Raw genomic sequence first — 24208 nt, 5'->3', positions numbered from 1 at the left:
ACTTGTAATGGATTCACCAAAGGTCAAATCCTTAAATCCATATGGTCACAGCAGCCGAACTTCCAAAAGGTCTAGTTTACATCAGAGATTCCCAGCCCGGTATCTTAAGAAAGAAAAAAGGACGTGGATTTACTTTTCTGGGCAAAGACAACCAAAAGCTTTCAAACGAATCACATTTAGAGCGAATTGAAAATCTAGTGATCCCTCCTGCCTGGAAAAATGTATGGATCAGTCCAAAAAAGAACAGTTATCTGCAAGCTACAGGGATAGACGAAAAGGGTAGAAAGCAATACCTCTACCATGAAAAATGGTCGGAGTATTCCCAAAAAATCAAATATGATGATCTGCTCAAATTTGGGTTTTATTTACCCAAACTGCGAGCACGCTATCAAAAAGACCTGCGGCAAAAGACTTGGAATAAAAATAAAGTTTTGGCGCTAGCCACCGCACTTCTGGATGAACTCTATCTCCGTGTTGGGAACAAGCATTACACCGAGAGCAATAAAACGCACGGGCTGACAACCCTAAGACGTAAGCACCTGAAAGAGGATGGTAATAAGCTATTGATCAATTACACAGCAAAAAGCGGTAAGGAACGATCAGTTTCATTGACTAATAAACGGTTGGTTCGCCTACTGAAGGATTGTTCTCAGTTGCCTGGATATGAACTATTCAGATATCAGGAAGACAAAGAATGGTACACTGCTGATTCTTCGGAATTAAATGAATACATCAGCGCTGAAGCCCCTGAGGGTGACTACTACACCGCAAAATACTTTCGAACCTGGGGTGCAAACTGCGTTTGTATCAAGCAGAGAGAGCAATTAGATAAGATCTGTGAAGATACTCGCAAGAAGCCAGAGACCACGCTAATCCGATTGGTAGCAGAAGAAATGGGACATACTGTGGCTGTATGCAAGAGTTCCTATCTGCATCCAGAAATCCTTTCCCAATGTTTAAAGCCACAGGAATTGAAAGATTGTTTACCAAAAGATTTCTCCGATGAAGGCTATAAACCCGAAGAACTTCAGCTGATGAAAATCCTCTGTACCAAATTAAGCTAAGAGTTCCCGACAAGGTCTTGGCATGCTTTTTTGACTTAGGTGAACAAAAAGACCTATTTATTGTATGAATACAGCACAAGTGTTGGGGTATGATACCCAAAAAATATTTGATAAAATCACAGACAAATTAAGTGCATGGCTAGACATCATGGTGGAGAACCTACCTAATCTTGTTCTAGCCATTATTCTTTTGGTATGTACTATTTTCATCGCAAAAACCATCAAGCGACTATCGGGGAGATACATCAGTAAGTTGGGTACCAATGAGACAATATCACGATTCCTCAGTCAATTGATTTTTCTGGCAATTTTGGTTTTTGGGATTATGCTTGCCCTTTCGGTGATGGATCTTTCCAAGACCGTTTCATCTATTCTAGCAGGTTTGGGGATCATAGGTTTGGCTTTGGGCTTTGCCTTTCAAGATACAGCCGCCAACTTTATATCGGGTGTTTACATCACTTTTAATCAACCGTATAAAATCGGAGATATCATTCAGACACATGATGGCCACGAAGGCTCTGTGATTGACATTAATCTTCGTGTCACTAAAATCAAGACTTATAATGGCCCAATTGTCTATGTGCCAAACAGGTATTTGTTTCAAGAATGCTTTACGAATTTCACAGAATTTACACAGCGAAGAGTCCAAATTGAATGTGGGGTGAGCTATGGAGAAGATCTAGAGCAGGTCGAAAAAGTAGCACTGGAATCTGCGAGAAATGTCAAAAGCAGATTAGAATCCGAAGAACCTACCCTATTTTGGACAGGCTTTGGTGACAGCTCAATCAATTTCACCTTGAATATCTGGTGCAAATTCAGCGGACCAAATCTGGATTTCATACCTGTTAGAAATGAAGCTATTATTTCTTTAAAGAAGGCTTTTGATAAGAATGACATTATGATTCCTTTCCCTATCCGAACCTTGGACTTTGGAATCAAAGGTGGCCAACAGCTAAATAAGGAATTGGCAGGTCTTAACCTAAATCGTCAAAGCGGGAAAGAAAACACAACTAATAATTAATGAAATCTGATCAGAATATGTCAAATATTACCCCGGCACGCTTTAAAATCACCCACATTCCCAGCCTGGTGATTGAGAGTTTCAAACAATGGAACGCCGCGGATCCTTGGAGACTCAGTGCAGTGGTAGCCTATTATGCGGTGCTTTCTCTACCTGCATTGATGGTGATCGTGATCAATACTGTAGGAGCTATCTGGGGAGTGGATATGGTGACTGGAAAACTCAACAATGAGCTTACTTCTGCCATGGAGCCAGAGACAGCCCAATTTCTTATCGATATGGTAAAGGAAACCCAGAGCAGTGGAAAGTCACTAGTCGCATCGATCATCGGGATAGGGGTATTGATTTTCGGCGCTTCGGGAGTATTCTTTCACCTGAAAATCTCCATCAACGACATCTGGGGGCTCAAGCAATCCGATGAGGTAAAGTGGTATTATGTACTCTGGGAACGCGCTGTCAGTTTTGGATTTGTGCTTGTACTCGGGTTTTTGCTATTGATCAGCTTTGTACTTACGGCTTTGCTGTCCTTCTTCAGTGATTTTATCAAAAGTATTTTGCCCGAATTCGTTGTAGTCTTTGCCTTTGTCGTGGACTTCGCGATTTCCTATGGTGTTATCGCTGTACTTTTTGCTTTAATATTTAAGTATTTACCAGATGCAATTATCAAATGGAAATCCGTCTGGGTGGGTGCGCTACTTACTTCCTTTCTCTTTTCAATTTCCAAATTTCTATTGGGAATTTATTTTGGCGCAGCCGAACCTGGATCGACCTATGGAGCCGCTGGATCGGTTATCTTGGTCTTACTTTGGGTTTCATATTCATGCCTTATTTTCTTCTATGGAGCAGAGTTCACCAAGGTATTTTCTATCCGCTATGGCTATGGCATTGTGCCCAAGAAAAACTATGGCCGCGTAAAAAAAAAGGAAATAATGCTTGAAGGCGATTTTGTACCACCGCCAAAAGACCCTATTCCTGCAGGCGAAAAAGATGATCTGAAGGAGGAAGATTAGTTTTTATAGAAGGTATGTGAAAAGGTGTATTTAAAAGAAAGTTGGAATTTGGTAGCTTGACTTTGAAAGCCATCACTGAAATTCCTACGCCGAATGTAAATGGTTTCGGCAGCGACGAGCACATTGGCAAAAGGATGATACATCACATTGGCAGAGATGTAATCCCCACGCTGGTAGGCTGAAGGATGAACCTGATCCGCCAGATCAGCGCTGGAAAGCGACCAACCCACCGCACTGGTAAACAACTCACTCCAGCGGTGATCGTAATACAGCACCACACCAATCTGAGGCATAGCAACACCTTCTATCGGGCGATCGATAGGCCCGTCCGGATTAAGTACTACACCTATATCAGAAGAAGCATCATCCAAGTAACTTTGGTATGCCTTACCGCCCACTACCTGACCTCTGATCACCCCTGACTCACCAAGTTTTAGATTCGTACTGAAATTGATTCCCCAACCCCAGTTTTTCCCGCTTAAGTCAAAAGCATCTTCTTGGTAATCATCCCAGACGATCCTTCGCAAAATCCCTGCAATTTCCACATACCCCCATTTTCTGCTCATTCGAAATTCTCCCGAGACATCCGGCATAGGAAACCGGAAATTCACCCCTTCCAATTCCTGTCTGCCGGCATAAACTCCCTCATCTGCACTGGCACCTGGCCGCTCTATCGCAAACGTAAGCCGATTAGCACCCTGTAAAGGCATGAACCGGAACTGCACATTTCTGAACGCCACAGCACCTGAAGGTCCCCAATACTCCACCGTATTTGGAAAAATATCACCGTCCTGAAAAGGGGAATCATACTGTCCTATGCCAAACTTTCCCAACTGCAAATAGGCATAGCGCAGATGAAAAGAAACCTCTCCTGCCATTCGGCCTACACCGAAAAAATCAAAATCCACGAAGGTCATCAATTCCCCAAATTTGGTTGGTGTCTTTACCTTAAAGCCTAGTTTCGTCTGGCGGATAGAAAAATACACACTGCCATCCCCACCAAATTCATTAGGATAAGAAGGCAATTTGGAAGGACGCATCACATCAAACCATAAGGGATCCAGCTGACCGAAATTATAACCTAAATCAGTCATCAACTGCCCGTAAATCTCCAAGGAAGCCTTTTCCTCTGTTTGCGAAAAAGCAACTGCCTGCAAGCCAAAAAGTAGAATGACTAAAAATCTCTTTATCATGCCAAGTATCACTGAAAAGTAATTTTACACTCTAAATTATACTTTTAATCCTTAGTGTGAGCTAATTAGGAATCAAAAAATCAGTTCAGTTGAATCTAAACCACAATACCATCTGCGGAGAAATTTCCTTTTTATCAGATTTCATAGTTACCGCCATCGTTCCCTCAGATGTATAAGGATACTGGCTCAAATTACCTTGGTAGCAAAAATGAAAGTTAAGCTCTGGATCAGATTTAGGCGAATTGGCATCTACTATGGAAGTTTCAGACTGCTCCGGCCGTTCAATACTGAAAAAAACATTTGGCGAATCACTCCGCACCTCGATAGATCCTTCTTGCGTATTAAGCAAAAAAGCATGAAAGTCTTGGGTGCTAATTACCTTTGTGTCAGGGAATGATTCTGGTAAAACATCATTTGGGTTCTTCTGCCAAAGTCCAAAGGCTCGATTGTCATATAACTCCTTCCATCCCTCACCAATCCAGAGCGTATTCTCTACTTTTTCTTCAGGAAAAGAAAATTCTATTCCTTGTAAATCAGCCATATAGCCATTTGAAGAGATTTCCATTTTCAATTCTCCACTTGGAAATACTATCCAGGTAAGGGCATTTGAATTAGCTTCAAAAGTTGATTTAATCTGAATAGCTCCGTCTTTCAATCGCTTCCAAGTGAGTTTTTGAACAGCTGAGGAAAATTGCTTTGTATCCATGTTTTGACTGAAATTGATAAATCTACTTCCTATTTTCACCAATTCCAGATTACCCTTTTTCTTCCCAAAAATATATAAGGTTTCACCTGCAGCCACCTGAAAATCCGTGGTAGATTCTCTCACCCGAATGGGTTGATTCTCTAAAGGTAATCGCTGTTTGAAGTAGCTAGTGTTACCATCTTTTGGTTTTCTTATCGGCTCAGAAAGAGAGTATAAGACCAATCCATCTTTATCGACCAGAGTCAAATTGAGCAAATCTCCATCTCTCCAATTAACCGGCAGAGCAAGATCTATAACGGTGGAATGCGCCGAGACTATAGAATCCAGTGTTATACGATTTGAAAAAAGTCTCCGAGCACCATCCCATGCCTCTATTTTTTCTATAGACCAATCCAACTCCACATCATTCAATAGGGAATTCTCCTTCGGTGGTAGAAGGAGGATTTTACCGTCAAAAGACTCCGTAAGATCGAAAGGTTGAATGAAGACAGAACTACCAAATGTTGTAGTTCCACCCGCCTGCTGGGAATTCAGTTCAGATTGAGCTTCTGTGTGGACTAAGGCAATAAAATATAGACTCAACAAGCCGATTATCCGACTAACACTATGCTTCATTTTCCAGGCAATTGAATTTCTAAACGGCCTAAAAGTAAAGGAATCTAGCTGCTAAAAAAAATAAGTCAAGTAGGCTCCCAATAAGCAAAAAAATGATTGATGGAAAAATTAAAACACACATCTTCAACACCTAATGAATTAACAGATGGCATATTTTATGATTTTATATATCTTAGAACTCAAACAATTTTTATAACATGACAACCATAGACCCTAGCATTCAAGCTAAAGCTGACGCTTGGCTAAGCGGCAATATCGATGAAGAATCGAAAGCCCAAATCCGTACATTAATTGACCAAAACCCCTCAGAATTAACAGATTCCTTCTACCAAGACTTGGAATTTGGTACGGGGGGACTAAGAGGACTGATGGGCGTGGGCACCAATAGAATGAATGTATATACCGTAGGTATGGCTACCCAAGGACTGGCCAACTACCTACTTAAATGCTTCCCAGGTGAGACTATCCGTGTAGCAATTACCCACGATTGTAGAATTAACAACACACTTTTCGCCACCACCACTGCAAACGTGCTGACTGCAAATGGCATCCATGTGCTGTATTTCAAAGAAATGCGCCCTACTCCTATGCTATCTTTTGCAGTGAGACATTTTGACTGCAAGAGCGGCGTGATGATCACAGCTTCCCACAATCCCAAGGAATACAATGGCTATAAAGCATATTGGGATGATGGCGCGCAGGTGGTAGCTCCACATGACAAAAACATTATCGACGAAGTCAAAAAAATCACATCATTTGACGATGTGAACTGGGACAAAAACGATGCTCTTTTTCAGTACATAGAAGAGGATTTTGATGAGACCTATATGAAACTTGTCAAAGGGTTGAGTTTGGCTCCAGATGCTATTGCAGCGCAGAAGAATATGCCGATTGTCTTCTCTCCTATTCATGGTGCCTCCGGCAAAATGGTTCCTGCGGCAATCAAGGCTTTTGGTTTCGAAAATGTACATATCGTCAAAGAGCAAGCAGAGCCAGATGGAAATTTCCCAACTGTCATCTATCCAAATCCTGAGGAGGCTGAGGCGTTGACGCTTTCGTTAAAGCTTGGAAAAGAAGTAGGTGCTGAACTGGTTTTGGCCTGTGATCCAGATGGAGATCGCTATGCCGCCGCTGTTCCAAATGCATCCGGAGAATTTGAGTTATTGAATGGCAATCAAACGGGTGCTTTACTCACCTATTATTTGTTGAGCCAATGGAAAAAAGCTGGTAAACTCGACGGCAAGCAATTCATGGTGAACACTATAGTAACCACCGAATTGATTGACAGAATCTGTGAAGGATTTGGAGTGAAATGTTTCTCCGTATTGACTGGCTTCAAAAATATTGCTGCAATAATCAAAGACCTGGAAGGCAAAGAAACTTTCATCGGAGGCGGTGAAGAATCTTACGGCTATTTGGTTGGGGATTTTGTCCGTGATAAAGACGGTGTGAGCGCTTGTGCTATGGTTGCTGAGGCAATAGCCTATTATAAAACTCAAGGAAAATCAGTTTTTGATGTTCTCGCGGAGATTTATAATCAATTTGGCTTCTACAAGGAGTCACTCATCTCAGTAACCAAAAAAGGAAAAGACGGAGCTGAACAAATTCAAGCATTGATGACTGATTTCCGTCACCATCCACCTGCTGAGATGAATGGAATTGCTGTTGCTAAAATCGTCGATGTGAAAGAAAGCACAGTAAAAGATGTAAAATCCGGTAAGACTGAGAAACTGGATATGGACAAATCAAATGTGATGCAGTTTTATCTCGCAGACGGAAGTAAGATTTCTGCCAGACCATCTGGAACTGAGCCTAAAATCAAGTATTACTTCTCTGTTAATGCTCCTTTATCGGATGTTTCTGACTATAGAAAAGTGGAAGCAGAATTAGTCGAAAGACTGGAAGGATTGAAGCGATACTTCAGTTAAAATCCAAAATTTATAATACCGAAAAAGCACTGAGAAATCGGTGCTTTTTTTTTGTGGATACTCAAACATGATCAAGAAATAGGTGTTTTTTCATAAAAACTACGAAAATTTAATTTTTTAACTATATATTATAGTAATATTAAATTAACCCAATTGACCATGAATTTTTCTAAAGTTATTTTCCTATCACTTTGCATTTTACTCTTTCAATTTTGTACTAATAAAAATGAGGTCGAAGTAGAGCAGAATATCCATAAAATTGAAATCAGCAAAGAGTTTTTGCTCGATGATGAAAATGGATTTCAAATTGAAGCACTTGATACCATCGATCTGGAAAGGCCAGGAAATCCTCCGCTTACTTTCATCCAGGATATAGCATTCTCTAAGGATTATATTTTCCTTGTGGATAATAAGAAAGGTTTACTAAAGTTTGACTACGAAGGGAATTTTATTCAAACTATAGGCAAAAAAGGTGAAGGTCCGGATGAATATAATGTAGTCACTACAATCTATGTAGATGAAAAAAGAAATAGAATTCTGCTTGCAGTTTGGGACAAAATGGTTGTGAATTCCTATGATATGGAAGGAAATTTTATTGCATCAAGTAAAAAATTAGCAGGGCAGCCAATCTCATTCTATAAGGAAGACAGCACAATTTTGGTGATACAAGAGAGCCTAGATTCTAAGGAAAAAGATGGTAAATCAATTTCGATAAGTTCTATGGAGCCAACTACCCTCGAATTCAAAACACAAGAAAATCCTTTATATAGCTTCACTTCTAAATTCAACCGTTTTTACAATTTCCTAAATGTATTTGGCAAGGTAAATCAAGAGCATCTCTTTTATATGCCCCGGGTTCTGTTCGCTGGGTTGGTTGATCAGAAGGATACTATTTACCGAATGAAAGAGGATCACTTAGTTCCTGGATATCAACTTGATTTTACTGATTTTGGAAAGTCAGATACCTTAAGGATTGAGTTTACAGAAATAAATGACGGTCATGCAAGCATACTTTTATTGTACAAAAAAGATTCATATCATCTCATGCTTGATTTAGCACACAACACACCAAAATTTAGCTATAAACTTCCTTTCAAAGGTGTCTCACTAGAAGGATTCCCAAAACATTTAAATGCGGACACCTACTACAGAATCATCAGAAATGAAGACGCACAGGAAGAGGAAAATCCAAAAATAGTAATGTCTAGTTTAACCAAAGGAACTAATTAATCTAGATGAACAACATAGACTTCAGTGATCCTAATCACTTTTTTTCCCACAATACGTCTGCAAAGTAAACTTCTGGATCTAAAAAGTTAGCCTTCACGCTAAACCCTCCTAAATATGCCAGATGTTCAATTTCAGACAAGCTGTACTTTTTGGATATTTCAGTGAAAATCGACTCATAAGCCTCAAATTCGAAGCTTTGATTTAATGCACCTATAGTTACTACTTGTGGCTTTTGAGAAACCAAATAGCTTCTACACTCTCCGCTTACTGGATCATAGGTAGGCCAATGCGTAAATGAATCTCGGTCAAAGTCTGCATCCAGTTCTCTATTGATTCGATCAAGAAGATTCATATTAAATTCACGGGTGACACCTTCTGAATCGTGATAAGCGTCTAGAATTGTCTGTGGATTTTTCTTCAAGTCAAAGCCTAACAAAACTTGGTCGCCTTTTTTGGTTCCTACTCTCAGGTGATCAATTATATTTTTAGCTTCTTTCACTCCAAAATTCCCAAGGTTTGCTCCTAAAAATAAAATCAGGTTAGGCTTACCATCTTCCCAAACTTGCCTTTTCAATGAGTCTCGATAGGTATCTTGAATAGGGTTGACTTTCAACGCTGGAAATTCAGAAGCCAGACTTTCCTCCAACTCTTCCAAAACTGAGCCTGAGAAATCCACAGGATAATAAGTAAAATCCGCCTTCTTGTCGGTTAGATACCGTAGCAAGATTTTGGTTTTCATCCCATCTCCCGCGCCGAGTTCAACTAGGTTGAAGGGCGTATTTAAGGCAAGCACTTCTGCTAGAATTTGCTCGTGTTGCCCTTCCAGTACTTCATATTCTTTCCTAGTGAGGTAATACTCCGGTAAAGCCATGATCTGCTGAAACAGTTTATCACCTTTGGCATCGTAGAAATATTTGGAAGGTAAAGTTTTCGGAGTTGAATTCAGACCAAGCATCACGTCTTGGGCAAAAGTGCCGAAATCCGTATTTTTTGCATTCATAAATTAAAGTGATTTGGCTAGGCGAATGCCCATGAATTGCCATCTGTATTTAGGGTGAAAAAAGTTTCTATAAGTAGGTCTGGAATGTCCCTCTGAAGTGGCAACCGAAGCGCCACGCAGCACCATTTGATTAATCATAAATTTCCCATTGTACTCCCCTATTGCTCCAGGAGCCACAGTAAAACCAGGATAAGGCAGGTAAGCTGAGTTAGTCCACTCCCATCTTTTCCCCCAGTCAAATTGATTTTGGGAGACTTCCCACTCAAATTCCGTTGGTAACCTCAGCCCTTTCCAAGCTGCAAATGCTGAAGCTTCATAGAAATTCACATGAGCGACAGCAGAATCTAAGTCAATTGGTTTCAATCCATTTAAAGTGTAATAAAACCATGTATCCTCTTGATTCTCCCAATAAAGAGGAGCCTTGACTTCCAATTCTTTCACCCAAGCCCAGCCCTCATCATGCCAATAAGTTGGGTTTTCGTAACCTCCTGAATTCATAAATTCAATGTATTCCTCATTGGTGACCAAAGCAGAAGAAATCGCAAAGTCATTGATATAAACCTTGTGTGGATTCAACTCATTGTCATAGCAGAATTGATCACCACTATAGCCAATTTCATAAACTCCAGGTTCTACTGCAATCCATTTTGACTTGGATTCAGAAACATACTCTTCTATATCCATTACGCTTGGATTCAGAGGATTAAACCACAAACTATATTTCAAATCTGTGATTAGTAATTCCTGATGCTGTTGCTCATGGTTCAGCCCCAGCGTTACTAATTCGTCAATTTCCGGATTGTTTCTCCCTATCAACTTTAACATAGCCCCATCGACATAGGCACGATAGATTTTGACCTCTTCTACTGAAGGACGGGACATCAAGCCACGCTGATTTCTGGCGGTTCTAGCTCCGAGGGAATTGTAATAGGAATTGAAAAGGAAATTAAACTGGGGATGTTTTACCTCGTAACTGGGGTCATTTGGCACCAAAATAAACTGCTCAAAAAACCAGGTGGTATGTGCCAAATGCCATTTTGGAGGGCTTACTTCTTCGGAAGCCTGCAGACTAAAATCCTCTATAATTAAATTTTCGCATAAGTAAAGCGAGTGATTTCTTACCCATTCAAAAGTTTCTGTTAAATCCATATATAATTGATAACTAAGCTTCAAGATAAAGGTTTACGATCTCTACTCCTTGCCTATGTGCACTAAAGCATCTCCAGTATTAATCACAGGCATATTATTCATGCCTATTATAAAGCCGTTCGTCGGAGATTTTACAGGGATTTTGATCTGTCCGTAGGGATCCGAAATCCGTGCCAGAACTTGTCCCTTTTTCACAGATTCTCCCACTTGTACGCTTGAGTTGAAAATCCCCGAAGCTTTTGCTCTCACCCAATTACTTTCTTTTAGAAAAATAGTTTCTTGTGGCGGTGGAGCATCTGCGAGCATACCTAGACTAGCCAGCAAGCGCTTTGACCCATTTACCCCTTCTTCTATCCCATACTCATCCAGTCGCATAGATTCCCCTCCTTCATACACCAAAATATGCTTCCGAGCCTTATAGGCTTCTTTTCTGAAGGATTTTTCTATGTATTTTGAGTTGACTACATAGTGAGTTCCAAAAGCTTTAGCAAGTTCTACGGCCACCTTATCCTTATAATCCACTCTTATTTGAGGAAAATTGGTAAGCATTCGACCGCCGGTATGGAAGTCAATCCCAAAATCAATCTGAGGAATGATCTCACTACTCAAAATATAGGCAATACTTCCAGCTAGGGAACCTTTTTTGCTTCCGGGAAAACTTCTATTCAGGTCTCTCCCGTCCGGAAAAGTTCGGCTATTCGAAAGAAAACCATATATATTCACTAAGGGGATAAAAATCAAAGTGCCTTTCAGCAATTCCAATCCCTCATCGACTTCTTCAAGTAATCGTTTAGCTGTCACTACTCCGTTGATTTCATCTCCATGAACTCCACCACTAATAAGTACCACAGGGCCTTCTTCTTTGGACGAGCGTATAAAAATCGGAAGATCAATCAGGGTATGTGTGGGAAGTTTGGCGATGGCAATTTCCAAATTCATCGATTGGCCTGGTCTGATCCGTACGCCATTTATGACCAACTCTTTCATTTATTCAAGTTCAATAGGTTGATTTCATTTCTTATTGGAACAAAAACTTACTTATTTCGCAAGTAGCTCTCCACATATGAATATACTAGAAAACATCTCCCTTAAGGCATTCAACACATTTGGAATTGATAAAACAGCCCGCTTTTTTATGGTTGCCAAATCTGTTGACGAGCTCAAAAAAGCCTTACATTGGGCTAAATCACAGAAAATCAAACCCTTGATTCTCGGAGGAGGTAGTAATATTCTGCTGACCCAAGATCAAGATGCCTTAGTGATCAAAATCGAACTTGAAGGTATAGAGGTTATCAAAGAAGACGAAGAAACCTATCATGTAGCTGTAGGTGCTGGAGTAAACTGGCATCAGTTTGTGATGACTAGCATTGCAAATAACTGGGCTGGGGTAGAGAATTTATCGCTGATCCCAGGGACTGTCGGTGCATCTCCTATGCAAAATATCGGTGCCTATGGTGTGGAAATCAAAGATGTCTTTCACAGCCTGAAGGCCTTGAATAAGGAGACATTGGATCTCGAAGAATTTGATGCGGCACAGTGTCAATTTGGATACCGAGAAAGTGTTTTCAAACATGACTTGAAGGGCAAATACGTGATTTGCTCAGTTGTTTTCTGTTTGAGAAAAAAGCCAGATTTCCATACTGAATATGGTGCAATCCAAGAAACCCTGGAAGCATCTGGAGTAAATGAGCTTAGTTTAAAAGCCATCTCTGAGGCAGTCATTCAAATCCGGCAATCCAAGCTTCCTGATCCCAAAGAAATAGGAAATGCGGGATCATTCTTTAAAAACCCAACGATCACAACAGAACAATTTGAAGTTCTAAAAAATCACTATCCTGCGATCCCAGGCTTCCCAAATGAGGAGGGAATCAAAGTTCCGGCTGCTTGGCTGATCGAGCAATGTGGCTGGAAAGGTCAGCGATTCGGAGAAATAGGTGTGCACAGCAAACAGCCCCTTGTCTTAGTTAATTACGGAGATGGGGATGGAAATGAAATCAAAAAACTCGCGGAGAAAATACAGCAATCAGTTGCAGAGAAGTTTGACATTTCCATTCACCCAGAAGTCAACTTTCTTTAGATCAACCTGTCGTTGACTTCAAATGTCTTCTCGTACTTGTCAACCTGCACTCCAAATTTCCTTAAGAAATCCACTCCTTCATCAGAGCCAATTCCTTTGTATTCCGCATAAGAGAAGAGGTAAATAACTCTTGAAATCCCCATTGAGAATATGATCCTAGAACAGGCAAGACATGGAGATAGCGTAACAAATAAGGTGGAGCCTTCCACAGAAGTGTTGTTTTTTACAGCATATAGAATTGCATTTTGCTCAGCATGAAGCGCTAAGGAGCAACTACCTTTGCTATCTCTTGCACATCCACTTTCAGAGAATTCAACATCGCAATTATGCGTACCTGCAGGAGGTCCATTATAACCTATGGAAATTATTCGAGTGTCCTTGGTGAGAACAGCGCCCACATGCTTCTTGATACAATGGGAACGCTTAGCCAAATTGACTGCCAGTTCCATAAATATATCATCAAAATCAGGTCTGCTCATAACTTAGTATTTGGACAAAATTAGCATTTGAGACTCAAGCCACGCAAAAAAACTTGATTAATAACCATAAGATTTTCGTTAACTAGTAAAAGCTAACTTTCTATTTTCCTCTTCGTTTTAAAATTTAAAAGTTGAATACAATGAACCAGATTCACTCTAAGAACCTATTTGCCTTCCTACTTATACTGGTTGGTTTCAGCTCTTGTAGCGCTATTGATATCTTCAAAGAAAATGTAGAAGTCCCTATCAGCCCACCTTATAAATCCTTTGTGATCATCAATCAGGAAATTGGGATGAGGGGGTTTTCTTCTCAGTTTATAGACCAGCAAGTACAAATCCACCTACAGCAAGCGCTGGAAGCCAGAGGTCTAGTATATGAAAAAACGGAGCCTGAGCTAGTCATTCGGTACACTTCAAACGAAGACCCCAGAAAAAGGGAAACTTATCAAAACAACAACGTTTATCCTTACTGGGGTTACAGAGTTTGGGATCCATGGATGTATAATCCCTATTTCAACAATAGAAACAACCCTACGACTAGTAGCTATGAGTTGGTACAGGTTATCGTGGATTTCATCGATCAAAAAGAAGATAAATTATTGATGACCTTGACTGGAGTGACTGAAGTAAGTAACCAGAAAACTAAAAGTAAGAAGGTTCTGAAAACAACTGATAAAATCATAGCGTATTTTATCAACGAACTAAAGGAAGCTGAGTAAAAAAGGATAAATCATTCTTAATCAGTGCGATTCATTTGTTAGCGAGTTTAAGAGATAAAACCAAAATTGACTAATTACGCTAGTTCAAATTGTACTTAATTAAGAATATCATTTTTTTTTAAGTCTTATTTGGCAAAATATTTGTAAAAGTTCAATTACCTATTACTTTTGTAGTAGCTATAATGTATTTCAGCCGCTAATTTTTGCACTTAATGTTAACAATTGTCCTTATAGATGACGATCCCATCAGTACCTTTGTTACTGAAAAACTCATTTCACGAAATGTGAAAGAGCCTTGTCAATTTTATAAGTATCAGAGTGCCAGAGCCGCACTTCAGGAAATTTATTCGATTAAGGCTAATTATCTTTTCTTGGATCTGAATATGCCGGAAATGACAGGTTGGGATTTCTTAGATTCGTTCAATTCCGATAACTACGAAGCACAAATTTATATTTTGAGCAGTTCCGTAGATGAACGCGATATAAATAAAGCTAGTAGATATAGCGTAGTCAAAGACTACCTCTCCAAACCTCTGATCAAAAAATACATCAAATCAATATTCAACTGACCCAGTATTTGGGTCTTTTTTTTTGAGTCACACTTTAGGCTTGATGGCTTTTTATTTTTTCTAAAGACACCTCGAATTATCATTTTCATATTCCGCGAAAAGCTTATGTGACACTTATTAGGTGTCTGGCTGTACCTAGAAAACTACCTTAGTAAGAATTGTAGAAAAAAGTTTTAAAAAAAAATACCAACAGTATGGTGCGAAATGTTTTTTTACTTTAATTCGTAACGTTCAACTATTAAAAACCCCTATCTAAACTACTATGGAGGATTTTGACGACGATTTCGAAGAAGATGACAACTTCAATGAAGACGATGATTTCGATAATGATTTCGAAGACGAATATGATCTAGATGAAGAAAGTGAATTTGTCGATGACAATATCATGGACTTCGACGAAGATGAGGAAGAAGACGAAGATTTCGATGATGATCCATTCGATTAACCTCAATCCTTTGGTTATTTCGAGTTAAGAATTTATCTTCGGGCAATCTTTAGAAATTCAAAAAATTGATCATGATACTATTAGACGTATTCACTTCGCCACTTGCAGGAGGAGCTCAAACTTTCCTGGTGATTGTATGTGTGTTGATCGGACTTGGTGCCGGTGTAACTGCAATTGACACGAGAAGCACTTTCACCAAGAAGAAAAAGGCTGATCATTAAAATTTATATTTTGCTTTAAAAGGAGGTTAACGCCTCCTTTTTTTATGCCTTTTCAGATGTCAAAAACACAGAGTTTCCAGAATCACGCTAAATATTACCCTCTCCATCACTTTGTGATTATGCCTTTGGTTTTGGTATTCCTTGGTTGGAGTATAACAAGGACAAACTTTGACAATCCACAAGAAACATCCAATAGTATCTATTTCCTTTTACTCGGTTTTTCTTTGCTCTTGGTCTCCTATCTTCCCAGAATCTACGCGCTGAAAAATCAGGATAGAATTATCCGATTGGAGATGAGACAGCGGTATTTCTACCTTACCGGAACACCTTTTTTTGATAAGGAAAACCAGCTTACTTCTGCTCAGATTATTGCCTTAAGATTTGCCGGAGATAATGAGATTTTGGCTTTAATCGAAAAGAGCATCCTGGAGAAAACCGCTCCCAAAGAAATCAAAAAAAGTATTAAAAACTGGAAAGCAGATCATCACAGAGTATAAGCCTATCCCATCTAGACATCCAGAGAAAACTCCTTATCTAATAGTTCGCCTAGGTTTTTTCTAGCTTTGATTTTGAAATCGGATGCTGAGAAATCCAACTCAGGCAAGGTAAGTACCTGATCAAACAGTTGCGTTCCGGGGTCTGCTCCTGAAGTTATCAGTAAAACCTTTTTGGAATGATCGTGCGCGAGCTTCCTTAATTCATAACAAGCTTTGCCTTCCGCAGACTGATCATCATACCTTCCTTCTCCGGTAAGTGTAATATCTGCCCATTTCACTTGATTTCCAAGGTTTACTTTTTCAAAAAAATAGGCTGAGCCAAAGTTAATCTCTGTTTCAAAAAAAGCCGATAGTCCTAATGCAATCCCGCCTGCAGCACCAAAGCCTGGCTTATCGATGAAAACTTTTTTCTGTTTTTGAAACAGCTGATCAACTACTTTTCCACAAATTTCTTCGTAGGGTTTAATCCGATCTGCTTGAATTCCCTTCTGCGGACCAAAAACAGGAACCGCTCCTCGATCTCCAAAAAATGTATTCTGTACATCACAGAGACATCTAAATTTAACTTTGGGAATACCTGGGGACTTCTGGATATGGAATATCTTAGAAAGATAATCAGGTGAAAACTGAGTGAGCTCCCTTCCATTTTTATCCAAAAAAACAACTCCTAACGCAGATAATATCCCAACTCCCAGATCTACAGTAGCACTTCCCCCAAGTCCTAGTACTACTTCCTCAGCTCCTAAATCAATAGCTTGCTTGATAAGCATACCTGTACCAAAGCTAGAAGCTACAGATGGATCCAACTTCCACTCTTCGATCGATGCTATTCCAGAAGCTGCAGAAACGTCTATATAGGCCTTTTTCAATTGATCTTCCCAACCATAAAAACAAGGAATTGGCCTACCGATAGCGTCAAGTGACCAGGATGATTTCTTCTCTAAATTTAATAGTTCTGTTAAAAGCTCACAGGTACCGTCTCCCCCATCTGCGATTGGTATCAATGCTGTATTGACAGTAGGGAACTTCCCTTCTACAAAGTCTTTGATAATTTCTCCAGCTTCACGAGCACTCATGGTGCCCTTAAAGGCATTAGGAGAAATAAGGACATTCATAGCTTAGGCTGCTTTTTTCATTCTTTCGAAATAGTCTTTCATCGCAACCCGCACTTTAGGAGCGAGATAAATGGTAGAAATCATCGTAGGCACGGCCATAATCGCATACATACCATCTACCAAACTGATCACCACATCTAAGGAAGCTACAGCACCTGCAACAATAGTGATCAAGTAGAAATAATTGTAATAATCCGCCCTTTTGGCTCCAAAAAGATAGCCAAAACACTTATGACCATAATAGGAATAAGTGAACATGGTGGAAAGAGCAAAGACCAACACGGCAACCATCAGCAGATACCTGCCATAATAAGGAAGCGCCAAGTCAAATGCAGCCAAAGTCAACCTTACGCCGTCTTTCTCAGTAGATTCCCAAACGCCCGTAAGCATGATCACTAGAGCTGTCAGCGTACACACTACTATCGTGTCAATAAAAGGACCGAGCATGGCTATCAAACCTTCTCGAATCGGCTCGTTATTTTTAGAAGCACCGTGAACCATGGGAGCCGTACCTATTCCAGCTTCGTTAGAAAAAGCAGCTCTTCTCGCCCCAATAACAATAACTGCTCCAACGGCTCCTCCTGCCATAGCCTCTCCCGTAAATGCGTCAGTTACTATTTTCAAAAGCATTTCAGGTACATCTCCTATGTATTTGAAGACTATAATTATTACTGTCACAAAATAGAGACCTACCATAAAAGGAACCAGTTTGGAGGCTACGCCAGCAATTCTTTTGATACCTCCAAGTATTACAATCGCCACCAGAACCATCATCGTGATTCCTATGATCCAACGTGTCTTATCGCCTTCATCCAGTCCAGCCGGTTCAAGAATTACTGTTCTAAGGACAGCTGTCAGCTGGTTGGCTTGGAATATAGCGAGCAAGCCCAAAACCCCTGCAGTACAGAATATGATGGAAAGGAATTTCCACTTTTTACCCATTCCTTCTTCAATCACATACATGGGGCCACCTTGGATTTGCCCTTCGGAATCTTTTCCTCTAAACATGATGGCCAAGCTACAGGTGTAAAACTTCGTAGCCATCCCTACGAATGCAGAAACCCACATCCAAAAAATAGCCCCAGGGCCGCCCATATTAATTGCAATGGCAACACCACTGATATTTCCTAGCCCAACTGTCGCTGCGATAGCTGAGGACAAAGCCTGAAATGAAGTGATCTGTCCGGGCAATAAACTATCGTCATATTTCCCTCTCAGCAAGCCTATCGCATGTCCGATCTTACGAAAAGGCACAAATCCAGAATGCACTAAAAGCAACAATCCGCCACCCATCAAAATGACCAGCATAGGAGTACCCCAAATCCAGTTTGCAAAAGAAATAATGTATTCGCCCATTAAAATATTCGAGTTAAAGCAATCAACTATCTTGATTGAATGATTTTGAAATAAACATCCATATTAGGTTCATTTTAATGAAAATCAAAGAATATGGTCTGTCATGCAATGAAAAACCCGACAGAAGCCGGGTTTTATAATTCTCTGGAAATTCTTACCAAAGTACTTTTGGCGATCGATAAAATTCTATCCCATTGATATCCCAGCGTTTACCTTGGATGGCAATTCGCTTTGAGAAATCATCCCAACTTCTCCTCTCTTTACTAGACCAAGCTACTTCGGCCAAAGCCGCCAATCTAGGAAAGGCCATGTATTCAATATCAGAACGATTCGCGATCGTTTCTGTCCAAAGCGGGGCTTCTACTCCTAGGATATCTGTTTTGTTGATACCATCTGCATAGGTTGAAGGATCCCAATTGTAGGAATCATCAAGCTCTATATAAGCTGCCCAATGGAGACCCAATCTGGAGGTAGAATCATATTGCATGTCGAGATAGGCTCTCTTTGCCGGTGACATCAAAATTTGATTTCCCTGCTCCTTAGCTAGAATCGCATTTTCTTCCAAAGCCCAAAACTGAGCAACAGACCCCGGAGCTAGTTTAGCTGTAGCTATCTCATCCCATCCTATGCTTTTCTTTCCATATTTGGTCACGATTTCCTGAACACGCTCAACAAAGTAAATGTAATCATCCTTTTCAGTGACATGTGATTCATCTCCACCGATATGTATATAGGGTCCAGGAGTAAGCTCCACAAGTTCCTTGATCACATCTTCTACAAAAGTGTAGGTGATTTCCTTGTTAGTTGCAAACGTACTAAAGCCAACTTCAATTCCAGTGTAGAGCTCAGCAGGTTCTGGATTCTTATCAAGAATATCAAAATCGATTTTACCCTCAGACATGGTAGAAAAATCTCCATCAGGAAGATTTACTCCCGGATTCAATTCTGCATAAGAGGCCAAAGCAGCATTGGTATGGCCAGGCATATCGATTTCGGGAACTACTGTGATGAATCTGTCCGATGCATACTTTACGATTTCCACATAATCTTCTTGGGAGAAAAAACCACCTTCAGTTCCACCAACTTCCGTTTTACCTCCAATTTCAGTCAGTTTTGGCCAAGATTTGATTTCAATTCTCCAACCCTGATCATCTGATAAATGAAGGTGAAGGAAATTAAATTTCAAACTTCCCATCTGATCGATGTAATGCTTCACATCTTCAACACTTATAAAATGCCTAGCCACATCTAGCATAGATCCTCTGTAAGCAAACTCAGGTTGATCTTCAATGATGCCAGTGCCAATAACCCAATCCGTATCGACCTTAGACGTATTTTCAATCGCTACAGGCATAGCCTTCACAAGTGTTTGAATCCCATAATAAAGACCAGCTGCAGAAGTTGAGCTGATTTTCACCTGATCGCTGCTGATATCGACGGTATATTTCTCAGAAGCAGCACCACTAGTTAATTCTAAAACCAAGTCGCCACTTTCCGTCGAAACTGGAATTTCAAAACCGGTTGCCGGACGTAATCTATCTGCCAAAAATGCTCCAACCCGCGAAAGATCTTCCCCACTACCAATCAGTTGGATGGAAGCACTTGGCTCTAACTCAAAAGTTCCTGAAGTTGGAGCTATTGAGGAGGGAATTGGAATGATACCTGCCTCATCCAGTGGCACTGCACTAGGTGTTTGGCAAGAACTGATAGATAATGCTGCAACTACAGCAAATGTCCAAAGAGAATATTTCATTTGTTTATAATTGATTTTTAGCGGTCACAACCTGTCCCGTGACGAAGGATACGGGATGGAATGCTCTGAATAATTATGCACCTGTGTCATAAGCCATTCTCATGGACATTTCATATGATAAAGGTTTGAGTAAACTTAATCTATTTTTTTCAATAAGCTCTTTATATCTAATTGATTTTATAGTAAAACAAAAAATCATTCTATGACCGGGGAAAATTCATGATTTACTCAAAGGATTTATATAAATGGGTTCAGAAATATGAGTAGTAATTGATAATTTCAATTTTCACTTAGTCAATCAAACATTTCCTCGTAGATGTTGCTCACTGGAAAATTTCAATAACCCTGTTTAACAAAACTCTTAAACGAATGAAAAACAATAGCTTAGGATCTGGGAGTTCCCGGAGAAAATTCCTTAAAGGCACTGCTTTGGCGGCTGCCGGATTTTATATAGTTCCAAGAAATGTGTTAGGCGGGCCAGGATTTATTGCTCCAAGTGACAAACTTCGTGTTGCCGGTATAGGTGTAGGAGGAATGGGAGGCGGTGACGTACGAGGAATTACCCGAACTGAAAAAGCAGATTTCATCGCTCTTTGTGATGTAGATGATAGCAGGGCAAAAGCAAGTCGGGAACTTCACCCAAAAGCAAAGTACTACAAGGATTTTAGAGAAATGCTGGAGAAGGAAGAAAAGAACATTGACGCAGTCACTGTATCAACTCCTGATCACACCCACGCTGTAGCTGCTATGGCAGCCATGAAAATGGGCAAGCACGTCTATGTACAAAAACCGCTTGCACACGACATCTACGAAGCTAGAATGCTCACTGAAGCTGCTGAAAAATATAAGGTAGTGACTCAAATGGGGAATCAGGGTTCTTCAGGCGATGGGGTGCGTAAAATGGTAGAATGGTATGAGGCTGGATTAATAGGTGAAGCCACGAAGGTTTACTCCTGGACAAATAGACCTGTTTGGCCTCAAGGAATTCAATGGCCAACAGAGCCCGTGACACCGCCTTCCGATTTGGACTGGAACCTTTGGCTAGGGACTGCACCCTACAAAGATTATATTGGAAATCTAGTTCCATTTAACTGGAGAGGCTGGTGGGACTATGGCACGGGAGCACTAGGTGACATGGCTTGCCATATTATGGAGCCCCCATTCCGTGTTCTCGGCTTAGGCTACCCTAAATCAGCCGAATGCTCCGTTGGATCTGTGTATGTAGGAGAATTCCAAAGAGGCTATTTCCCAGATAGCTGCCCGCCTTCTTCTCACATTACATTGAGATTTGATAGACCAGGCAAAGAAGACCTTGAATTCCACTGGATGGATGGAGGCATTCAGCCAAATAGACCTGAGGAATTGGCACCAAACGAACAGATGGGTGATGGTGGAAATGGAGTAATCATCGAGGGAACCAAAGGAAAAATGATGTGCTCTACCTATGGGATAAACCCACAGTTACTTCCTACCTCCAAAACGAAAGATATCAATGTACCTGAAACACTCTACAGAGTACCTGGCGGGGATACTGGTCACTATAAAAACTGGGTGGAAGCCTGTATCGCTGGGCACGGCTCAGAGGAATATAAAAACTTAAGCTCTCCATTCTCTATAGCAGGGCCACTTACCGAATCTGTTTTGATGGGAAATCTAGCCATTAGAAGCTATGACTACAGAACTCCAAAACCAGATAACGCAGATCAATTTGATTACCCTGGGCGAGGAATTAAACTGGTTTGGGATGGGCCAAATATGAAGGTGACTAACTTCGAACCAGCCAATCAATTTGTACGAAGAGCGTATCGGGGAGATTTCTCACTTTAAAAAAAACGGCTTTGAAATCACTTTCAAAGCCGTTTTTTTAAATTTTTAGAACGAAGCTATTTTTTAGCTAAAGCTCAGGGACGTGAACCGATAACTTAGCTTCTGTTTTGCAGCTACACTTATTTCACCACTTTTAAGATTCCCTGCATGGTATAGAAATGCCCCGGGACAGTACATACATAGGTATATTCTCCAGGTTCAGTCGGCGCTATGAAGTAAATCGTATTTGATTCACTTGGCTGAAGCAGTTTGGTATGAACAAGGACTTTACTCGTGTTCGGAATATAATCTTTCTGTTGACCTTCCAGTCCTAGTTTCATCGCTGCTTCCCCTACTTCTATGGCCGTCCCCGGCATCACGATCACAAAGTTATGTAGCATGTCATCCACATTTTGGAACACCAGCTTCACCTTACTTCCAGCTTTCACCTGAACTTGCGCAGGATCAAATTTCAAGCCTGGCTTCGTACCCATATTAATCGTAATGTCTGCTGCTCCATCCCAGCTCGCAGGCATAGCAGGAGTATATTTTGCCAACTTCGGAGCAGCTGGCTTACTGGCTGCCGCTTGTTGTTTGGCTGCCTTAGCTTTTGCTTCAGCATCTGCCTGAGCCTTTGCTGTACTATCCGCCGCAGCTTTCATCATCATTTCATGTTCATGACGCGCAGCTAAGAAAGGAGCAGTATCAATCTTTTCACCTGCACCGAAATTATTTAATGTATAGTAACCAACATTATGCAACAAAGCTTTTCCTTGAGTGGATTTCACTCCTTCAGCTTTGACCTCATGGATGTAACCCAACCGTAGATTATCCACTACCAAACGAGCTTTCATCCCATCTTCAGAAACTACTACACCTATGATATCACAGTTTTCATTGTTGATCACAGGACTTCCATATTGAGCTTGATATTTATAGGTAAAGCCAGTTACTTGATAGTTTGCCGGATCGGCAGCTAATTCCTTATCCACCGGCTCAGTAAATTCTATTTCAAATCCATCAGGCTTTGACTTGATAGTTTTCATTTCAAAAGGCATCCTTCCAGTCCAAACCAATCGCTGCAAACTGAACAATTCCTTTCCTGTGGAAGACCAACCTCTACTAGTCATTCCCACAAACATGGATGCGTCATTTCCCCAGACCATTCTCAAGATTCCTGAAGAAAAGCCTTCTCGGAATGGAAATACCACTCCTTGATATACGCCATCTATTTTCTCAAAATCAACACGGGCAATATTACTTTGTCCCTGATCACCCACAAAAACCTGATTAGCAAATGGCCCAAAACCACCGGCGGTATTGTCATTTAAGAAACCCGAAGTTGAAATCCCCAAGATTCCATGTGGCAACCAAATTGCGGGAGCTTTTAGTCCGGGTACGCGCTGAGCTACATCGTACATGGGTTCGCCAGTATTCGGAATATCCTCTTTTCTCAGCGTCACTGGAGAACCTGGAAGTCCAGACCATTCCAGACTTTCTGCATTGCCTAGGAAATCCCCTTTTTCCACATGAGAAATCCTTCCTGAACCTACCCAGTCTCCTTGGTTTTCTGTGTAGAAAAAATCACCGGCGGCATTCATACCGTAACCGGCTGGCGAGCGCATCCCTGCAGCATAAGGCATCATTTCTCCCCCCGGAGTTATTTCCATCGCCCAACCTCTCCAAGGCACCAAACTCACGCCATGCCCAAGACTATTGCTCCAGCCCACATTTAGCGTTACAAGCATATTTCCATTGGGAAGGAAAGTAGGACCGTAGGAATACTCATGGTAGTTTCCTGAAAGTGGCCAGGAGACAATTTTCTTGTATTCATCTGCCTGACCATCTCCGTCCGTATCGCTGAGTTTAGTCAATTCACTTCTTTGGGTGACGTAGATATCACCATCATGATATGCCAGGCCCAAAGGCTCATGCAAACCTGAGGCAAACTTTTTATAAACTGGCTTTTCATTCCCAGAAATACCCGGACTGGAAACTATCCAAACTTCACCCCTACGTGTACAGATCGCTAAGCTGCCATCTGGCATTGTGGCCATACCCCCCACCTCCAAAATCACATCCTCAGGAACAGGCAAAGAGATCAATTTATAAAAATCATCCTCTGTCTCCGGCCGCATCATGGGCGCTTTATCCTGTGCTTTTAATTCTACTTGTCCGATAAATAGGCAAGCAAAGGCAAAAGCAAATCCTTTCTTTGTATTGAATTTCATTAGATTTTTCATGCTGCTTCCTAG

At 40.8% G+C, this 24208-nt stretch carries 22 protein-coding genes; 12 read left to right on the top strand and 10 right to left on the bottom strand.

The genetic code is table 11. From position 1 onward, the window contains the following. The first annotated feature begins 41 nt into the window (after positions 1-41). From BM386_RS02690 to BM386_RS02680, 3 genes are all read left to right on the top strand, one after another. Positions 42-1064, top strand: a complete 1023-nt coding sequence (locus BM386_RS02690) for a DNA topoisomerase IB (protein ID WP_091691509.1) — start codon at positions 42-44, stop codon at positions 1062-1064. A 64-nt stretch (positions 1065-1128) separates the two neighbouring features. After that, positions 1129-2085: a mechanosensitive ion channel family protein gene (locus tag BM386_RS02685; protein WP_091691508.1), complete on the top strand. Its 957-nt coding sequence runs from the start codon at positions 1129-1131 to the stop codon at positions 2083-2085. Positions 2086-2102: 17 nt separating this feature from the next. Continuing rightward, a complete protein-coding gene (locus tag BM386_RS02680) occupies positions 2103-3095 on the top strand; it encodes a YihY/virulence factor BrkB family protein (RefSeq protein ID WP_091691933.1) in 993 nt (330 codons plus the stop codon). On the opposite strand, the gene BM386_RS02675 is transcribed toward BM386_RS02680, so the two are convergent. Continuing rightward, entirely contained in the window at positions 3092-4288 is a 1197-nt protein-coding gene (locus tag BM386_RS02675) for a DcaP family trimeric outer membrane transporter (protein ID WP_211482876.1), read from the bottom strand. The genes BM386_RS02680 and BM386_RS02675 overlap by 4 nt on opposite strands. Positions 4289-4373: 85 nt before the next feature. Then, positions 4374-5609 (bottom strand): hypothetical protein, encoded by a 1236-nt coding sequence (locus tag BM386_RS02670; RefSeq protein ID WP_091691507.1) that lies wholly within the window; start codon positions 5607-5609, stop codon positions 4374-4376. 197 nt (positions 5610-5806) lie between these two features. Between BM386_RS02670 and BM386_RS02665 the strand changes: the two genes are divergently transcribed. Both BM386_RS02665 and BM386_RS02660 read left to right on the top strand, forming a co-directional pair. Continuing rightward, complete coding sequence (locus BM386_RS02665; RefSeq protein WP_091691506.1) at positions 5807-7537, top strand: phospho-sugar mutase; 1731 nt, start codon at positions 5807-5809, stop codon at positions 7535-7537. Positions 7538-7696: 159 nt separating this feature from the next. Further along, a complete protein-coding gene (locus BM386_RS02660) occupies positions 7697-8767 on the top strand; it encodes a 6-bladed beta-propeller (RefSeq protein ID WP_091691505.1) in 1071 nt (356 codons plus the stop codon). Between the two features lie 34 nt (positions 8768-8801). Here the strand turns inward: BM386_RS02660 and BM386_RS02655 are convergent, their stop codons facing one another. From BM386_RS02655 to BM386_RS02645, 3 genes are read right to left on the bottom strand one after another with little or no spacing between them, the layout of a single operon-like run. Then, positions 8802-9767 carry an L-histidine N(alpha)-methyltransferase gene (locus tag BM386_RS02655; protein ID WP_091691504.1) on the bottom strand — a complete coding sequence of 322 codons (966 nt, stop codon included), beginning with the start codon at positions 9765-9767 and terminating at the stop codon, positions 8802-8804. A 3-nt stretch (positions 9768-9770) separates the two neighbouring features. After that, positions 9771-10916, bottom strand: a complete 1146-nt coding sequence (egtB, locus tag BM386_RS02650) for an ergothioneine biosynthesis protein EgtB (RefSeq protein ID WP_091691503.1) — start codon at positions 10914-10916, stop codon at positions 9771-9773. A gap of 42 nt (positions 10917-10958) precedes the next feature. Then, positions 10959-11903, bottom strand: a complete 945-nt coding sequence (locus tag BM386_RS02645; protein WP_091691502.1) for a succinylglutamate desuccinylase/aspartoacylase family protein — start codon at positions 11901-11903, stop codon at positions 10959-10961. A 76-nt stretch (positions 11904-11979) separates the two neighbouring features. Here BM386_RS02645 and murB point away from each other — a divergent pair, with 76 nt between their 5' ends. Beyond that, on the top strand, positions 11980-12993 hold the full coding sequence (murB, locus tag BM386_RS02640) for a UDP-N-acetylmuramate dehydrogenase (RefSeq protein ID WP_091691501.1): 1014 nt from the start codon (positions 11980-11982) through the stop codon (positions 12991-12993). Here the strand turns inward: murB and BM386_RS02635 are convergent. Continuing rightward, positions 12990-13472 (bottom strand): deoxycytidylate deaminase, encoded by a 483-nt coding sequence (locus BM386_RS02635; RefSeq protein ID WP_091691500.1) that lies wholly within the window; start codon positions 13470-13472, stop codon positions 12990-12992. The two genes, murB and BM386_RS02635, sit on opposite strands and share 4 nt — an antisense overlap. Positions 13473-13612: 140 nt before the next feature. Between BM386_RS02635 and BM386_RS02630 the strand changes: the two genes are divergently transcribed. The 5 genes from BM386_RS02630 to BM386_RS02615 all read left to right on the top strand — a co-directional run bounded on the left by BM386_RS02630 (position 13613) and on the right by BM386_RS02615 (position 15923). Continuing rightward, positions 13613-14191, top strand: coding sequence for a DUF4136 domain-containing protein (locus tag BM386_RS02630; protein ID WP_091691499.1), 579 nt, complete (start codon positions 13613-13615; stop codon positions 14189-14191). A gap of 212 nt (positions 14192-14403) precedes the next feature. Continuing rightward, positions 14404-14760, top strand: a complete 357-nt coding sequence (locus tag BM386_RS02625; protein ID WP_091691498.1) for a response regulator — start codon at positions 14404-14406, stop codon at positions 14758-14760. Between the two features lie 262 nt (positions 14761-15022). Then, positions 15023-15205, top strand: coding sequence for a hypothetical protein (locus tag BM386_RS02620; protein WP_091691497.1), 183 nt, complete (start codon positions 15023-15025; stop codon positions 15203-15205). A 71-nt stretch (positions 15206-15276) separates the two neighbouring features. Further along, a complete protein-coding gene (locus tag BM386_RS23570; protein ID WP_170856991.1) occupies positions 15277-15426 on the top strand; it encodes a hypothetical protein in 150 nt (49 codons plus the stop codon). 56 nt (positions 15427-15482) lie between these two features. Further along, positions 15483-15923, top strand: coding sequence for a DUF6526 family protein (locus tag BM386_RS02615; protein WP_091691931.1), 441 nt, complete (start codon positions 15483-15485; stop codon positions 15921-15923). Between the two features lie 11 nt (positions 15924-15934). Here BM386_RS02615 and BM386_RS02610 read toward each other — a convergent pair whose 3' ends face one another. The 3 genes from BM386_RS02610 to BM386_RS02600 all read right to left on the bottom strand — a co-directional run bounded on the left by BM386_RS02610 (position 15935) and on the right by BM386_RS02600 (position 20147). After that, positions 15935-17038 carry a glycerate kinase family protein gene (locus tag BM386_RS02610; protein WP_091691496.1) on the bottom strand — a complete coding sequence of 368 codons (1104 nt, stop codon included), beginning with the start codon at positions 17036-17038 and terminating at the stop codon, positions 15935-15937. A 3-nt stretch (positions 17039-17041) separates the two neighbouring features. Then, positions 17042-18394, bottom strand: coding sequence for an alanine/glycine:cation symporter family protein (locus tag BM386_RS02605; RefSeq protein WP_091691495.1), 1353 nt, complete (start codon positions 18392-18394; stop codon positions 17042-17044). Positions 18395-18548: 154 nt separating this feature from the next. Continuing rightward, positions 18549-20147 (bottom strand): beta-N-acetylhexosaminidase, encoded by a 1599-nt coding sequence (locus BM386_RS02600; protein ID WP_091691494.1) that lies wholly within the window; start codon positions 20145-20147, stop codon positions 18549-18551. Between the two features lie 369 nt (positions 20148-20516). Between BM386_RS02600 and BM386_RS02595 the strand changes: the two genes are divergently transcribed. Continuing rightward, complete coding sequence (locus BM386_RS02595; RefSeq protein WP_091691493.1) at positions 20517-21974, top strand: Gfo/Idh/MocA family protein; 1458 nt, start codon at positions 20517-20519, stop codon at positions 21972-21974. Positions 21975-22093: 119 nt separating this feature from the next. Here the strand turns inward: BM386_RS02595 and BM386_RS02590 are convergent, their stop codons facing one another. Then, the gene (locus BM386_RS02590) at positions 22094-24196 is read right to left on the bottom strand and encodes a plastocyanin/azurin family copper-binding protein (RefSeq protein WP_091691492.1); all 2103 of its coding nucleotides are present in this window, start codon (positions 24194-24196) and stop codon (positions 22094-22096) included. Positions 24197-24208: the final 12 nt, after the last annotated feature.

Source organism: Algoriphagus locisalis (assembly GCF_900116615.1).
GTDB lineage: Bacteria > Bacteroidota > Bacteroidia > Cytophagales > Cyclobacteriaceae > Algoriphagus > Algoriphagus locisalis.
Note: the sequence above shows the minus strand (reverse complement) of the source record. Positions and strands in the feature narration are given on the sequence as shown.